The following is a 13,703-nucleotide window of genomic DNA, read 5'->3' on the forward strand; positions in this document are numbered from 1 at the left end:
GGCCCCTTGATCTGTTTCAGCCATCCGCCCAGGCACATGGCGCACAATGACTTCTAAAAATAACTCTGCCACCGTGGTATCCGACGTATTGCTCCCAGCTCCTGCGGACACACCCCCAGGTTCAAAGTCATTGAGCACCGCCCGCCCGCTGGCCACCCAGCAATACCTGTACTTCACCGAAACCAATACCGACCGCATCCTCGACAACCTCGACGGCCTGCGCGACATGGTGTTCCCGCGCCCGCCCCACCTGGAAGGCGACAGCGACCCGCGCAACGAACAGGAATTCCCCTCGGTATGCCTGATCGGCCTGGGCCGCTGCGGTTCGAACATCGCGCTGGACGTAGCGGAACTGGTGTACAACGCGCGCAAGTTCTACCTGAACGAATTCAGCAATGAAGATAAGTCACAGGACAAGGGTTACAGCCCGGCCCAGTGGATCCGCAACAACCTGCGCCTGGGCAGCGGCAAGGCCAGCAAACCGGTATTCCTCGTCGAGCCGCTGGTGATGCTGGGCGACCTGGACAAGGACATCGCCGGACGTATCCGCTTCTCGCGCAAGGGCGAGAAAAGCGGTTTCCTGCGCGACTACAGCAAGATGAAAATCATGGACCTGTCGGAAGTCCATGCTGGCGGCGCCGGTAACGCGCCAATCCTCGGCCAGTACCTGGCCAAGATCATCCTGAACAAAGACACCCAGCGTTTTTCCAGCCCCGACTGGAAGATGATCCACTCGTACCTGATCGACTCCTGCGGTATCAAGGCCAACCAGTCGCGCCTGTACTTCTCGATCTTCAGCGCCGGCGGCGGCACGGGTTCAGGCATGGCCTCGGAATTCGGCCTGGCCCAGCAACACTCGTACATGAACAAGACCTTCGACACCAAGCCCGCCGATGAGCACGACAGCAAAAGCGGTCACGCCTTTGTGTTCGAGCCGATCTTCACCAGCGGCATCTGCGTGCTGCCGAACATTTCCGACCACCGCAGCGAAATGTCCGAGGCGCTGCACATCAACGCCGGGCGACTGCTGTGCAAATACCTGTCGGAAGAATGGGATTTCTCGTACAACTTCGCCAATGAAGACAGCAGCGAAGCCAGCGTGAAGGGACGGATCCGGCCGTGGAACGCGATGATGCTGATCTCCAATGACATCATGCGTTATGCCGAAGAAAGCGATGACGGCAATATCCAGAACATTGACGTCAATGCCATGGAAAAACACGCCAACCAGTATATTTCCCAGCAGATCTTCAACATCCTCACCGCCCAGGCCGTGACCACCGACTACGACCAGAACTACTTCCGGCGCGCTGGCATCGACATCGGCGAAACCATTCGCCTGGATGCCAACGACCTGTTCATGAGCCTGGCCGGCCCGGTGGCGATTGCCTACGCCGAGTCCGTGGTCCCGGAAACCCCGGCGCCGTCGAACGACAAGTTCAAGGTGTTCGAGAAAGAGCCGCAGCGCCTGAACATCGACGATCTGTTCTTCCGTTCCATCGACCTGCCGCACTTCAACAAGGTCACCCAGGCCATCGAAGGCATCAGCCTGTTGCCGATCGAATCCAAGCGCTACAAGGCGTCCCTGGAACAGTACAAGAACTCTGGCTACGACGCCGCCGCGCTGCATGACCTGCACTTCTTCAAGAACTGCTCGTCGGTGGTCTCGATTGTGTCGCTGCCCAAGGACTACAAGCTGTCCTACATGGACCTGAATCGGCTCAAGACCCACCTCAACAGCCTGTTCCCCAACACCACGCTCAAGCGCTACGCCCTGGTGATCGGCGCCTCGGCCAACCTGTCGCTGACCACCCTGATCGCCAAGAGCCCGTGCCTGTCGGATGACTTCCTCACATTGATCGTGGCCTTCATCAAACGCTGTTTTGCGCGCAACCCGTACCGCTTCGATGACACGCTGGATAACTCGATCCTGGACTTCATCATCCACGAGGACTTCGACGAAGATCGTATCGACGAGTTGCTCAACGAGTTCGAGAACCCGGCGAAGATCCTCGATACCAACTGGTACGCGATCAAGCCGATGTATGAGAAGAAGTACCGCGAGCTGATCAACGACAAGGAGAAGTTCGTGTCGATCAATGACATTCGCCTGTCACGGGATTGCGTGAAGAAGGCGATCAAGTACCTGCGTGAGATCTACCGCCACCGAATTGGCAAGACCAAAGTTATCTCCTTGAACAACCATACCGGCAAGACGGCTTAGACCGAGGCGCGCCCATCGCAGGCAAGCCAGCTCCCACACTTGGAATGCATTTCAAATGTGGGAGCTGGCTTGCCTGCGATGACGGCCTGTATTGCAAAAAAATGTATAGCCTTGCCACACCACGAAACAATTCTGCAGCCGTTTAGCCACCCGCCCAACTGTTCCCGTGACGCGCACGTCACCCTCGGCTGTGACCTTTCTCTACGGCAAGATGCCATCACCGCCTCAGCGGTTACTCCGCTACACACTTACCGCGGCAAAAAAGACGCACCTTTTTCGTGCGGGCTTTTATTGCGCCGCCCTTTCCTGGATCAGAATCCACGGCGAAACCACCACCGCCCACAGGCTCGGATCGCGCTCCACCAGGTCCAGCGCCCGCGTCGCAGACACTTCGCCAAGGCTCCCCGCAGCCAGCCACCCGGCGACTTTGTCGCGGTTATCCTCGGCCATGCCTTCGGCCGCTTCGATCAAATCCAGGCCAGCGTCGACCCACAATAGGGCACCCTTGGCAAAGAACGGCTCAAGCTCCTTCCAGGAAATTTCGGCAGTTTCACCGAGCAGCTTGGCATAGAGGGTGCTAGGTTCTTGCGTCATGGGAGTTCACCTGAATAAAAAATCGGCGCAATCATAACGTCGAGCGTCAGGCAGAAAAACCCAGTTGCAAATGCGTCATCGATTGAAAGGGTCAGGAAAGCCAAGGATTGCCCGGAACTCTGGCATCACCCCGCCGCAATTCTGTCTTTTTCTTTCATTTAAGCGACATACCCGGGTTTTGCCCCCAGCAGCCAGCTTTTCAAGCGATCAACCGGCGCTCTACACTGTACCGGTACAGTTGCCAGGGCACTGCCGGGGGGATATCCGAGATATCTGATCCGGTTCTGCAGCTCACAAGGCCGCTAGAACTATAAAAAATACAACAGTAAGAGTGGAGCACTATGAATAAGGCTACTAAGCAGATTTCCAAACTGTTTGCCGCTATGGTCCTGGCTGGGGTTGCCGGCCATTCGTTCGCAGCCGACACCATCAAGATCGGTATCGCAGGTCCTAAAACCGGTCCTGTGACGCAATACGGCGACATGCAATTCATGGGTGCCAAGCAAGCCATCGCCGACATCAACGCCAAGGGCGGCGTCGACGGCAAAATGCTTGAAGCCAAGGAGTACGACGACGCTTGCGATCCTAAACAAGCCGTTGCCGTGGCCAACAAAGTGGTCAACGACGGCGTCAAGTTCGTGGTCGGCCACCTCTGCTCCAGCTCCACTCAGCCAGCCTCCGACATCTATGAAGACGAAGGCGTGATCATGATCACCCCGGCTGCCACCAGCCCGGAAATCACTTCCCGTGGTTACAAACTGGTCTTCCGCACCATCGGCCTGGACAGCGCCCAAGGCCCTGCGGCCGGTAACTACATCGCCGACCACGTGAAGCCAAAAGTCGTTGCGGTCATTCACGACAAACAGCAGTACGGTGAAGGCATCGCCACCGCCGTTAAACAGACCCTCGAGAAGAAAGGCGTGAAAGTTGCCCTATTCGAAGGCATCAACGCCGGCGACAAAGACTTCGGTTCGCTCATTCAGAAGCTCAAGCAAGCCAACGTCGACTTCGTCTACTACGGCGGCTACCACCCTGAGCTGGGCCTGATCCTGCGCCAAGCCAAGGAAAAAGGCGTGAACGCCAAGTTCATGGGCCCGGAAGGTGTCGGCAACGACTCCATCTCGCAAATCGCCCAGAACGCTTCCGAGGGCCTGCTGGTTACCCTGCCGAAGTCGTTCGACACCGATCCGGCCAACAAGGCCATCGTTGAAGAGTTCACCAAGAACAAGCAGGACCCAACCGGTCCGTTCGTGTTCCCGGCCTACTCGGCTGTTGAAGTCATCGCCGGCGGTATCGCTGCCGCGAAGTCCGAAGACACCGCCAAAGTGGCTGCGGCCATCCACGCAGGCACCTTCAAGACCCCAACCGGCGACCTGAGCTTCGACGCCAAGGGCGACCTGAAGGACTTCAAGTTCGTGGTCTACGAATGGCACTTCGGTAAACCAAAAACCGAAGTTTCCCCTCAGTAAGCCAGGCGTTACTGGTCCAACAAGCCCACTGTGAGAGCAGTGGGCTTTGTTTTACGAGGTTTATGGGCCTGACACCCGCGATCCGGGCGCTGGCTCACCTGAAAATCTTAAAACCGTCACCAGCGGTTCGCTGGCAAACGCTTTGTGCAAATGTGCTCACAGAACACAGCACGGGGCCGGAACATGACTCCACCAGTGAAATGCGTATCGGGTTTTTAGGAGCGCTGTAATGCCTGAGATCTATCATTTTTTCCAAACGCTGGTTAACGGCATGACCGTTGGCAGCACCTATGCCTTGATAGCCATTGGCTACACAATGGTTTACGGCATCATTGGAATGATTAACTTCGCCCATGGCGAGGTGTACATGATTGGCTCCTACGTGGCCTTCATCGCCCTTGCCGGGCTGGCCATGCTGGGTATCCACTCCCTGCCGCTGTTGATGACCGCTGCGTTCCTTGCATCGATCGTCGTGACCAGTGCCTATGGCTACAGTATCGAGCGTGTTGCCTACCGTCCCTTGCGTGGCAGCAACCGTTTGATCCCGCTGATTTCCGCCATCGGCATGTCGATTTTCCTGCAGAACACTGTACTGCTGTCCCAGGACTCCAAGGACAAGTCCATTCCCAACCTGATTCCGGGGAGCTTCTCCTTCGGCCCGGGTGGCGCACAAGAAGTGCTGGTTTCGTACATGCAGGTCCTGGTCTTCGTCGTCACCCTGGTGGCGATGCTGGGCCTGACCCTGTTCATCTCCCGCTCCCGTCTGGGGCGTGCCTGCCGGGCCTGCGCCGAAGACATCAAGATGGCCAACCTGTTGGGCATCAACACCAACAACATCATTGCCCTGACCTTCGTGATCGGTGCTGCGCTGGCCGCCGTCGCGGCGGTGCTGCTGAGCATGCAGTACGGCGTGATCAACCCCAACGCCGGTTTCCTGGTAGGCCTAAAGGCTTTCACCGCGGCGGTATTGGGCGGCATCGGCAGTATCCCGGGCGCGATGCTCGGTGGCCTGGTGCTGGGTGTGGCTGAAGCCTTTGGTGCCGATATCTTCGGTGACCAATACAAGGACGTCGTGGCGTTCGGCCTGTTGGTTCTGGTGCTGTTGTTCCGTCCGACCGGCATCCTGGGCCGTCCGGAGGTTGAGAAAGTATGAGCAGATATCTTAAATCGGCGTTTTTCAGCGCCTTGCTGGTATGGGCCGTGGCCTTCCCGGTACTCGGCCTCAAGCTGAGCATTGTCGGCATCAACCTTGAAGTGCATGGCACAGGGCCCGTCACCCTGACCGTCATCGCCCTGTGTTCGGTGCTGATGTTCCTGCGCGTGTTGTTCAGCGATCAGTTCAATGCCTTGCTCAAGAGCAACCGTGGTCCGTTGGTATCGCCCAAGGTCAGCCAATTCCTGACCCTGCCGCGCACCCAACGCTACATCATCATTGCCCTGATCATCGCCGCGTTGATCTGGCCGTTCTTCGGCTCGCGCGGTGCGGTCGACATCGCCACCCTGATCCTTATCTACGTGTTGCTGGGCCTGGGCCTGAACATCGTGGTGGGCCTGGCCGGCCTGCTCGACCTGGGTTACGTGGGCTTCTATGCCGTGGGTGCCTACACCTATGCGCTGCTCTCACATTACCTGGGCTGGAGCTTCTGGATCTGCCTGCCACTGGCTGGCATGGCGGCGGCGACGTTCGGCTTCCTGCTGGGCTTTCCGGTGCTGCGCCTGCGCGGTGACTACCTGGCGATCGTGACCCTGGGCTTCGGTGAAATCATCCGCCTGTTCCTGCGTAACCTCACCGATATCACCGGTGGCCCCAACGGCATCAGCAGCATCCCCAAGCCAACGTTCTTCGGGCTGTCGTTCGACCGTTCCGCCGCTGAAGGCATGCAGACGTTCCACGAGTACTTCGGGATCGACTACAACCCGGTGAGCAAAGTGGTGTTCCTGTACCTGGTGGCGCTGCTGCTGGCACTGGCCGCCCTGTTCGTGATCAACCGCCTGCTGCGCATGCCCATCGGCCGTGCATGGGAAGCGCTGCGCGAAGATGAGATCGCCTGCCGCGCACTGGGCCTGAACCCGACCATCATCAAGCTCTCCGCCTTTACCCTGGGCGCTGCGTTCGCCGGTTTCGCTGGCAGCTTCTTCGCCGCGCGCCAAGGCCTGGTGACCCCGGAGTCGTTCACCTTTATCGAGTCGGCGATCATCCTCGCCATCGTGGTACTGGGGGGCATGGGCTCGCAACTGGGCGTGATCCTCGCGGCGATCGTGATGATCCTGCTACCGGAAATGATGCGTGAGTTCAGCGAATACCGCATGTTGATGTTCGGCGCCATGATGGTGCTGATGATGATCTGGCGTCCTCAAGGTTTGCTCCCGATGCAACGCCCACACATGGAGCTGCGCAAATGAGCCGCGAGATCCTGAAAGTTGAAAACTTGAGCATGCGCTTCGGCGGCTTGCTGGCGGTCAACGGCGTGGCCCTGACCGTGAAAGAGAAACAAGTAGTCGCGCTCATCGGCCCCAACGGGGCCGGCAAGACCACGGTGTTCAACTGCCTCACCGGCTTCTACAAGCCGAGCGGTGGCAGCATCCTGCTGGACGGTCAGCCGATCCAGGGCCTGGCCGGTCACGAGATCGCCCGCAAGGGCGTGGTGCGGACCTTCCAGAACGTGCGCTTGTTCAAGGACATGACGGCGGTCGAGAACCTGTTGATCGCCCAGCACCGTCACCTGAACACCAACTTCTTTGCGGGACTGTTCAAGACCCCGGCGTTCCGCAAGAGCGAGCGCGAGGCCATGGAATACGCCGAGTACTGGCTGGACAAGGTCAACCTCACCGAGTTTGCCAACCGCCCTGCTGGCACCCTGGCCTACGGTCAGCAACGTCGCCTGGAAATCGCCCGCTGCATGATGACCCGTCCGCGGATCCTGATGCTCGACGAACCGGCCGCCGGCCTGAACCCCAAGGAAACCGAAGACCTCAAGGCGCTGATCAGCGTGTTGCGTGAAGAAAACAACGCCACGGTGTTGTTGATCGAACACGACATGAAGCTGGTCATGAGCATTTCCGACCACATCGTGGTGATCAACCAGGGCACGCCTTTGGCCGACGGGACACCGGAGCAGATCCGCGACAATCCTGAAGTGATCAAAGCCTATTTGGGGGAAGCGTAAAATGCTGCAATTCGAAAACGTTTCCACTTTCTACGGCAAGATCCAGGCCCTGCACAGCGTCAACGTGGAAGTGCGCCAAGGTGAGATCGTCACGCTGATCGGTGCCAACGGCGCCGGCAAGTCGACCTTGCTGATGACCTTGTGCGGATCGCCCCAGGCCCATAGCGGCAGCATCCGCTACATGGGTGAAGAGCTGGTGGGGCAGCAGTCGTCCCACATCATGCGCAAAAGCATTGCGGTAGTGCCGGAAGGCCGCCGCGTGTTCTCGCGCCTGACGGTCGAAGAAAACCTCGCCATGGGCGGCTTCTTCACCGACAAGGGCGACTACCAGGAGCAGATGGACAAGGTGCTGCACCTGTTCCCTCGGCTCAAGGAACGCTTCAGCCAGCGCGGCGGCACCATGTCCGGCGGCGAGCAGCAAATGCTCGCCATCGGCCGGGCGCTGATGAGCAAGCCCAAGCTGTTGCTGCTGGACGAACCTTCCCTGGGCCTGGCGCCGATCATCATCCAGCAGATCTTCGACATCATCGAACAACTGCGCAAGGACGGTGTGACGGTGTTCCTGGTGGAACAGAACGCCAACCAGGCCTTGAAGATTGCTGACCGCGCCTATGTGCTGGAAAACGGCCGGGTGGTGATGCAGGGCACGGGCGAGCAGTTGCTGACCGATCCGAAGGTACGTGAAGCGTACTTGGGCGGGTAATCGTTCTGCTCCTGAAAACGGCCTTTACAGGCCGTTTTTTTATGGGTGCTAGAACGGTCATCTCGACACAACAGTTCAATTTCCTACAAAAATAAAAGAAATTTCAAAACCGTCTGTAACGTACGAATCTCGACGTTCTCTAGTAGGTTAAGCATGCATCATCGCTTCCTTGACTCACCTTATCAAACTGGAGAAACACCATGAAAACTTCGAACCGTTCCCTGTCTGCAGCTTCCCTGATCCTGGCCTTGGGTTCTGCCCTGAGCCTATCCACTCTGACCACCACCGCCCATGCTGCCGACGACATGCAAAAATGCTACGGCGTCGCGGAAGCCGGCAAGAACGATTGCGCTGCAGGCGCCGGCACTTCCTGCGCCGGTACTTCGAAAGTCAAAGACCAGGCCAACGCCTGGAAGCTGGTTCCTGCCGGCACTTGCCTCAAAACCCCGAGCTCCACCTCGCCGACCGGTTACGGCCAGGAAGCGGCATTCACCGCCAAATCCTGATCCCTCGCAAAACCTGAGTACTGATGATGACTCTTTCATCCCTGCCAGCCGTCTCCCAGGCTCAGGCGCCCGGCCTTCCCGGCCGGGCCGGACTGGGGCTCAAGCATGAGCACTTCATTGAAGTGCTCGAGACCTCACCCGATATCGGTTTTTTTGAAGTGCACGCCGAAAACTACATGGTGGCCGGCGGCCCGTTTCATCATTACCTGGGGTTGATCCGCGCACAGTACCCACTGTCCTTGCACGGTGTGGGCCTGTCCATCGGTGGCGAAGCCCCACCGGACCGTGAGCACCTGGCACGGTTGGCGGCACTGATCGAGCGCTATCAACCTCATTCCTTTTCCGAACACCTGGCCTGGTCCAGCCACGGCCCGGTGTTTCTCAATGACCTGCTGCCCCTGGCTTACGACAACGCCACCCTGCAACGGGTGTGCGAACACGTAGACCAGGTGCAAAGCACGCTCAAGTGCACGATGCTGCTGGAAAACCCGTCGACCTACCTGCAATTCCAACGTTCCACCCTGGACGAAACCGACTTCATCAGTGAAATCATTCGCCGTACCGGCTGTGGCTTGCTGCTGGATGTGAATAACGTGTACGTGTCGTGCATCAATCATCAACGTGATCCGCAGTCCTACATCGATGCCTTGCCGTTGCACACGGTGGGAGAGATTCATCTGGCCGGGTTTGCCGAAGACACCGACAGCCTGGGTGATCGCTTGTTGATCGATGACCACGGCGCCTCTATCGATAACGCCGTGTGGCAACTCTACGAGTCGGTACTGGCACGCATCGGTCCAGTGGCAACGCTGATCGAGCGGGATAACCAGTTGCCCGCGTTCAGCGTGCTGCAAGCCGAGGCCCGACAAGCCGAATGGCATCTTTCACAGGTGACGCCATGAGCCGGCATGACGCTTTTACCGCCGCCTTGTTGGCACCCGAACTGCCTTGCCCCGATGGCCTTTTCAGCAGTAACGGCGCCGATCCGGCCAGCCGCTTCGCGGTGTACCGCAACAATGTGCACAGCTCACTGATCAACGCCTTGGCGGCGGCTTATCCCGTGACATTGCAACTGGTGGGCGACGCGTTTTTCCGCGCCATGGCCGGCCTTTATGCACAGGCGCACCCGCCCACCAGCCCATTGATGAGCGAGTACGGTAGCGCGTTCGCCTGCTTCATCGAGACGTTCGAACCGGCAGCCAGCGTGCCTTACCTCGCAGACATGGCCCGGTTGGAGCGCTTGCGGGTACAGGCCTACCACGCGGCGGACGAGCATCCCCTGGATCAGCAGACCGTACTGCAAGCGCTGCAAGGACAAGCGGAACTGGGCGAGCTGCGCCTGCAATGGCACCCCTCCCTGGCCACGCTGGATTCAGCCTATGGCGTAGTAGCGCTGTGGGCGGCGCACCAGACCGAGGGAGGTCTGGAAAACCTGGATCCCTGGCAGGCACAGAGTGCCCTGGTGTTGCGCCAGGGTCTGGAAGTCAAGGTATTCGCCGTCAGCCCTGCTGCAGTGGCGTTCATCAACAGCCTGGCCCGGGGCGCGACCTTGGAAAACGCCGTGGAGCGCGCGCTTGAGGCTGACGCCCAGTTTGACTTGCACCAATGCCTGGCGCTGCTGATCAGCCACAACGCCATTACTCATCTGCATCCAGAACAAGAGGTATCGCCATGAACACTCACCCTTCGGGTCTGATCAATCAGGTCATCGCGCTTTTCGAGCAAATTCCCTACAGCCTGATCGCCTTTCTCGCGCGCTTTTCGATTGCCGCGGTGTTCTGGAAATCCGGGCAAACCAAAGTCGAAGGCTTTGCCGTGGACCTGATCAACGGCACCTTCCAATTCGGTGGACTGCGCCTCGCGGCCTCGACGCTGCCGCTGTTTCGCAGCGAATACCATGTGCCGTTGCTATCGCCGGAAGTCGCAGCGCACTTGGCTGCGTTTGCCGAGCACTTTTTCCCGGTGCTGATCCTTGTCGGGTTCGCCACGCGCTTCTCGGCCCTGGCTCTGATCGGCATGACTCTGACCATTCAATTGTTTGTCTACCCGGATGCTTACCCAACCCATGGCACCTGGCTCGCGTTATTGCTGTTGCTGGTCGCGAAAGGCCCGGGTCGCTTGTCGATCGATCACCTCATCGCTCGCCGCTACTGTTAAAGGCGGTCCAGGGCTTCGCCGCTACGCTTGAACCACTCCACCAGGTAGTCGGCCAACACCTGGGTGCGACGCGGCAAGCCGCCCTGATACGGATGCACCAGGTACATCGGCATGCTGCGCGTCTGATAATCGCGCAGGAGCCAACGCAATCGGCCTTCCGCCAATTCCGTCGGCAACACGTAGGACGGCAGCCGTGCAATGCCCGCTCCCACCAGCGCAGCCTTTTTCAGCAGGTTGTAGTGGTTGGACGCAAAGGTGCCGCTGACGCGTACTCGCAGTAATTCGTGCTGCTGGTGGTACAACCACTCTTCACGGCCGCTGTAGTGGCTGTTGAGCAGGCAAGCATGGTTGGCCAGGTCGGCCGGCGTCTCAGGTTCGCCGTGTTGCTCAAGGTAAGCCGGGCTGGCGCAGGTCATCTCACGCCAGGCCAGCAACGGCTTGACCACCAGGCGCTCGCTCTCAATGGAACCTGAGCGTACCCCCAGGTCGAACCCATCTCGCGCCAGGTCTCGATAGTTGTTATTGAGCTCCAGCTCAATTTGCACCTGCGGGTATTGCTTGGAAAACTCCAGCAGCAGCCCATCAAAAAAGGTTTCCCCCAAGGACACTGGCACCGTCATGCGCACTGGCCCGGCAAGATCGTCCTTGAGCCGGGCCAATGCCTGACGTGCACGATCCACCTGCACCACCAGGGCCTGGGCCTGGGGCAACAAGGCCGCACCGGCTGCCGTCAGGCTGAGCCTGCGCGTGGTGCGGTGCAGCAACACCACAGAGAACCGCGCTTCCATCTGGCTGATACGCTTGGACAATTGCCCTTTGCTACAGCCCAGTTGCTCGGCGGCGACGGTAAAACTGCCGGCTTCGATCAGCACGGCAAAGGCTGCCAAGTCATCCATCTCGCTCATGGATTGTTTCCAAAAGAAAACCAAAGGTTGCCTATTAGCGCGTTTATCCAGCAAAAAAGCCACTCTAGACTGAACCTTCACTTACTCCCGGAGGAACAGCACCATGAAAATCCTATTGATTGGCGCCAGCGGCACCGTCGGCTCGGCGGTCAAGGCGGAACTGGCTCAGCGTCACGAGGTGATCAGCATCGGCCGCAGCAGCGGTGACTTCCAGGTGGATATCAGCGACAGCGCGTCGATCCGCAAGCTGTTCGAACAGACCGGTAAATTCGACGCCCTGGTCTGCGCAGCAGGCAGCGTGAACTTCGTGGCATTGGGCGAAATGAGCGAGAGCGATTTCGAGCTGGGCTTGCGTGACAAGCTGATGGGCCAGGTCAATCTGCTGCTGATCGGCCGTGAGTTCGCCAACGATGGTGCCTCGTTCACCTTCACCAGCGGCATCCTCAACCGCGACCCGATCCGCACCGGCGCCTCGGCTGCATTGGTCAATGGCGCCATCGATGCCTTCGTCAAAGCGGCCGCCATCGAGCTGCCACGAGGCCTGCGCGTAAATGCTGTCAGCCCGACAGTGCTGGTGGAAGCCATGGGCAGCTATGCACCGTATTTTCGTGGTTTCAAACCCGCGGCAGGTGCTGACGTGGCGTTGGCCTACGCGAAGAGTGTCGAGGGTTTGCAGACCGGGCAGACCTACATCGTCGGTTGAGCGGCAACTGTCTCAGGTGATAACTGAGACATCCACTCAACCACCAGCGCACGCGGGGCTATAAGTCTTAACGCCCCGCCCAGTTGGCTGTGAACCCGGCCCGTACTTAACTGATACCCGTCTACATAAAATGTGACGTACTTTAGGTAGGCCAGCAACGTGATGGATTTTGTCCTTGCTGTCGCCTCTGGGCTCAGTGAAACATTCACTTCGACATAACCCGGCACAGGGTGCTCACTTCCCTTGAGTATCACCGAAATATCCGTGAAATCGGTGGCTGACGAGTAGGAGAGCTGGGCGGGCTCGCCTGAGAAGGCTGCATTGGCCCAGAGCATGAGCACACAGATACACCATTTGATATTCATTGCTGCTCCCACTCAAAAGAGCTCGACGCTCTCATGCCTCTCCAAACCCAAGTGTAGGAAACGCCTGATCGGCGGCGCTACTTTTCCCATCCGTTCAGGGCCGATGGTTCAAACCATGTCACGGGCTTGTGATACGGCGCCGGCCTGAGTAACGTGACGGCACTTGCCTGGAGACCCGATAATGTGTGCCGCCCATACCCTGTTCCTGCTTGCCCTGCTTCCCTTGTTCGCTGCCTGCCAAATGTTCGAGAGTGATCCTGCCAAGCCGTCGCTGGCCGGGCTGACGCGCATGCAGGGTGAACTGACTGCGGTTGGCGGCAAACTGCTGTTCCAGCCGTGCAACGACAAGCGCAACTACGTGGTCAACGACACCGGTGGCACCAGCATCCTGCAGGAAGCGGCCTCCCTGGCCGGTCAGCAAGGCGCGTTGTTTGCCGACCTGCGCGGCAAGTTCTCCGGGGTTGCCAGCGGCACCGAGGGCAGCGTCGACCTGCAACAACTCTACCGCGTCGAGCGCTCGACCTCGGCCTGCGGCGACCCGGACTTCAAGCGCATGATCCTGCGCGCCAACGGCCACAAGCCGACCTGGGTGATGAACGTGACCGCCAAGGGCCTGGTGCTGGAACGCGAGGGCCAGCCACCACTGGCGGTGCCCTATGTGGAAGAGCAAATCGGTGACGGTCGCTTTAACCTGATGACCGAGGCCAACAATCAGCACGTGGAATTGTGGGTGGCGCCGCAGCGTTGTGTCGACCCGGTCAGCGGCAGTTTGCAACACATGACCGCCGAGTTGCGCGTCAATGGCCAGGTCCAGCGCGGTTGCGCATCGTTCGGCGGCTCGCGCGACGACTGACGCGACGCCATGCTGTTTTAACATGACGGGAAACGCTCATTGGGGCTTATAATCGCC

The 13,703-nt window shown here is 59.1% G+C and carries 15 protein-coding genes; 12 read left to right on the forward strand and 3 right to left on the reverse strand.

What is annotated here, in order from left to right; all coding sequences use genetic code 11:
• The first annotated feature begins 46 nt into the window (after positions 1-46).
• On the forward strand, positions 47-2,224 hold the full coding sequence (locus BM026_RS05435; protein ID WP_071488853.1) for a hypothetical protein: 2,178 nt from the start codon (positions 47-49) through the stop codon (positions 2,222-2,224).
• A gap of 288 nt (positions 2,225-2,512) precedes the next feature.
• Here BM026_RS05435 and BM026_RS05440 read toward each other — a convergent pair whose 3' ends face one another.
• The gene (locus tag BM026_RS05440) at positions 2,513-2,818 is read right to left on the reverse strand and encodes a DUF2288 domain-containing protein (RefSeq protein WP_092241248.1); all 306 of its coding nucleotides are present in this window, start codon (positions 2,816-2,818) and stop codon (positions 2,513-2,515) included.
• Between the two features lie 341 nt (positions 2,819-3,159).
• On the opposite strand from BM026_RS05440, the gene BM026_RS05445 reads away from it, so the two are divergent.
• The 9 genes from BM026_RS05445 (at position 3,160) to BM026_RS05485 (ending at position 10,820) form a co-directional block, all read left to right on the forward strand.
• The gene (locus BM026_RS05445) at positions 3,160-4,287 is read left to right on the forward strand and encodes a branched-chain amino acid ABC transporter substrate-binding protein (protein ID WP_058425228.1); all 1,128 of its coding nucleotides are present in this window, start codon (positions 3,160-3,162) and stop codon (positions 4,285-4,287) included.
• A 229-nt stretch (positions 4,288-4,516) separates the two neighbouring features.
• Entirely contained in the window at positions 4,517-5,440 is a 924-nt protein-coding gene (gene livH / locus BM026_RS05450) for a high-affinity branched-chain amino acid ABC transporter permease LivH (RefSeq protein WP_071488852.1), read from the forward strand.
• Complete coding sequence (locus BM026_RS05455; RefSeq protein ID WP_058425230.1) at positions 5,437-6,690, forward strand: high-affinity branched-chain amino acid ABC transporter permease LivM; 1,254 nt, start codon at positions 5,437-5,439, stop codon at positions 6,688-6,690. Before livH ends, BM026_RS05455 begins: the two co-directional genes overlap by 4 nt.
• Positions 6,687-7,454: a high-affinity branched-chain amino acid ABC transporter ATP-binding protein LivG gene (gene livG, locus BM026_RS05460; RefSeq protein ID WP_016975067.1), complete on the forward strand. Its 768-nt coding sequence runs from the start codon at positions 6,687-6,689 to the stop codon at positions 7,452-7,454. Before BM026_RS05455 ends, livG begins: the two co-directional genes overlap by 4 nt.
• A 1-nt stretch (position 7,455) precedes the next feature.
• Positions 7,456-8,157: an ABC transporter ATP-binding protein gene (locus BM026_RS05465; protein ID WP_017844798.1), complete on the forward strand. Its 702-nt coding sequence runs from the start codon at positions 7,456-7,458 to the stop codon at positions 8,155-8,157.
• A gap of 200 nt (positions 8,158-8,357) precedes the next feature.
• Positions 8,358-8,663 carry a BufA1 family periplasmic bufferin-type metallophore gene (locus BM026_RS05470; RefSeq protein ID WP_092241246.1) on the forward strand — a complete coding sequence of 102 codons (306 nt, stop codon included), beginning with the start codon at positions 8,358-8,360 and terminating at the stop codon, positions 8,661-8,663.
• A 23-nt stretch (positions 8,664-8,686) separates the two neighbouring features.
• Positions 8,687-9,565 (forward strand): MNIO family bufferin maturase, encoded by an 879-nt coding sequence (locus tag BM026_RS05475; RefSeq protein ID WP_093527642.1) that lies wholly within the window; start codon positions 8,687-8,689, stop codon positions 9,563-9,565.
• Positions 9,562-10,338 carry an HvfC/BufC N-terminal domain-containing protein gene (locus BM026_RS05480; protein ID WP_093512173.1) on the forward strand — a complete coding sequence of 259 codons (777 nt, stop codon included), beginning with the start codon at positions 9,562-9,564 and terminating at the stop codon, positions 10,336-10,338. The genes BM026_RS05475 and BM026_RS05480 overlap by 4 nt, the downstream gene beginning before the upstream one ends.
• On the forward strand, positions 10,335-10,820 hold the full coding sequence (locus tag BM026_RS05485; RefSeq protein WP_093527644.1) for a DoxX family protein: 486 nt from the start codon (positions 10,335-10,337) through the stop codon (positions 10,818-10,820). Before BM026_RS05480 ends, BM026_RS05485 begins: the two co-directional genes overlap by 4 nt.
• On the opposite strand, the gene BM026_RS05490 is transcribed toward BM026_RS05485, so the two are convergent.
• On the reverse strand, positions 10,817-11,725 hold the full coding sequence (locus tag BM026_RS05490) for a LysR family transcriptional regulator (RefSeq protein ID WP_092241238.1): 909 nt from the start codon (positions 11,723-11,725) through the stop codon (positions 10,817-10,819). The two genes, BM026_RS05485 and BM026_RS05490, sit on opposite strands and share 4 nt — an antisense overlap.
• Before the next feature lie 103 nt (positions 11,726-11,828).
• Between BM026_RS05490 and BM026_RS05495 the strand changes: the two genes are divergently transcribed.
• Positions 11,829-12,428: a short chain dehydrogenase gene (locus tag BM026_RS05495; RefSeq protein ID WP_092241236.1), complete on the forward strand. Its 600-nt coding sequence runs from the start codon at positions 11,829-11,831 to the stop codon at positions 12,426-12,428.
• On the opposite strand, the gene BM026_RS05500 is transcribed toward BM026_RS05495, so the two are convergent.
• Complete coding sequence (locus tag BM026_RS05500; protein WP_093512175.1) at positions 12,413-12,793, reverse strand: hypothetical protein; 381 nt, start codon at positions 12,791-12,793, stop codon at positions 12,413-12,415. The genes BM026_RS05495 and BM026_RS05500 overlap by 16 nt on opposite strands.
• 181 nt (positions 12,794-12,974) lie before the next feature.
• On the opposite strand from BM026_RS05500, the gene BM026_RS05505 reads away from it, so the two are divergent.
• Entirely contained in the window at positions 12,975-13,646 is a 672-nt protein-coding gene (locus BM026_RS05505) for a COG3650 family protein (protein ID WP_093527646.1), read from the forward strand.
• The last annotated feature ends 57 nt before the right edge of the window (positions 13,647-13,703 follow it).

This window comes from Pseudomonas sp. NFPP24 (genome assembly GCF_900112095.1).
GTDB lineage: Bacteria > Pseudomonadota > Gammaproteobacteria > Pseudomonadales > Pseudomonadaceae > Aquipseudomonas > Aquipseudomonas extremorientalis.

What these genes read in the sequence shown, in the direction of transcription:
- BM026_RS05435 (WP_071488853.1), top strand. Translation starts at nt 47, where the DNA reads ATGACTTCTAAAAATAACTCTGCCACCGTGGTATCCGACGTATTGCTC.
- BM026_RS05440 (WP_092241248.1), bottom strand. Translation starts at nt 2,818, where the DNA reads ATGACGCAAGAACCTAGCACCCTCTATGCCAAGCTGCTCGGTGAAACT.
- BM026_RS05445 (WP_058425228.1), top strand. Translation starts at nt 3,160, where the DNA reads ATGAATAAGGCTACTAAGCAGATTTCCAAACTGTTTGCCGCTATGGTC.
- livH (WP_071488852.1), top strand. Translation starts at nt 4,517, where the DNA reads ATGCCTGAGATCTATCATTTTTTCCAAACGCTGGTTAACGGCATGACC.
- BM026_RS05455 (WP_058425230.1), top strand. Translation starts at nt 5,437, where the DNA reads ATGAGCAGATATCTTAAATCGGCGTTTTTCAGCGCCTTGCTGGTATGG.
- livG (WP_016975067.1), top strand. Translation starts at nt 6,687, where the DNA reads ATGAGCCGCGAGATCCTGAAAGTTGAAAACTTGAGCATGCGCTTCGGC.
- BM026_RS05465 (WP_017844798.1), top strand. Translation starts at nt 7,456, where the DNA reads ATGCTGCAATTCGAAAACGTTTCCACTTTCTACGGCAAGATCCAGGCC.
- BM026_RS05470 (WP_092241246.1), top strand. Translation starts at nt 8,358, where the DNA reads ATGAAAACTTCGAACCGTTCCCTGTCTGCAGCTTCCCTGATCCTGGCC.
- BM026_RS05475 (WP_093527642.1), top strand. Translation starts at nt 8,687, where the DNA reads ATGATGACTCTTTCATCCCTGCCAGCCGTCTCCCAGGCTCAGGCGCCC.
- BM026_RS05480 (WP_093512173.1), top strand. Translation starts at nt 9,562, where the DNA reads ATGAGCCGGCATGACGCTTTTACCGCCGCCTTGTTGGCACCCGAACTG.
- BM026_RS05485 (WP_093527644.1), top strand. Translation starts at nt 10,335, where the DNA reads ATGAACACTCACCCTTCGGGTCTGATCAATCAGGTCATCGCGCTTTTC.
- BM026_RS05490 (WP_092241238.1), bottom strand. Translation starts at nt 11,725, where the DNA reads ATGAGCGAGATGGATGACTTGGCAGCCTTTGCCGTGCTGATCGAAGCC.
- BM026_RS05495 (WP_092241236.1), top strand. Translation starts at nt 11,829, where the DNA reads ATGAAAATCCTATTGATTGGCGCCAGCGGCACCGTCGGCTCGGCGGTC.
- BM026_RS05500 (WP_093512175.1), bottom strand. Translation starts at nt 12,793, where the DNA reads ATGAATATCAAATGGTGTATCTGTGTGCTCATGCTCTGGGCCAATGCA.
- BM026_RS05505 (WP_093527646.1), top strand. Translation starts at nt 12,975, where the DNA reads ATGTGTGCCGCCCATACCCTGTTCCTGCTTGCCCTGCTTCCCTTGTTC.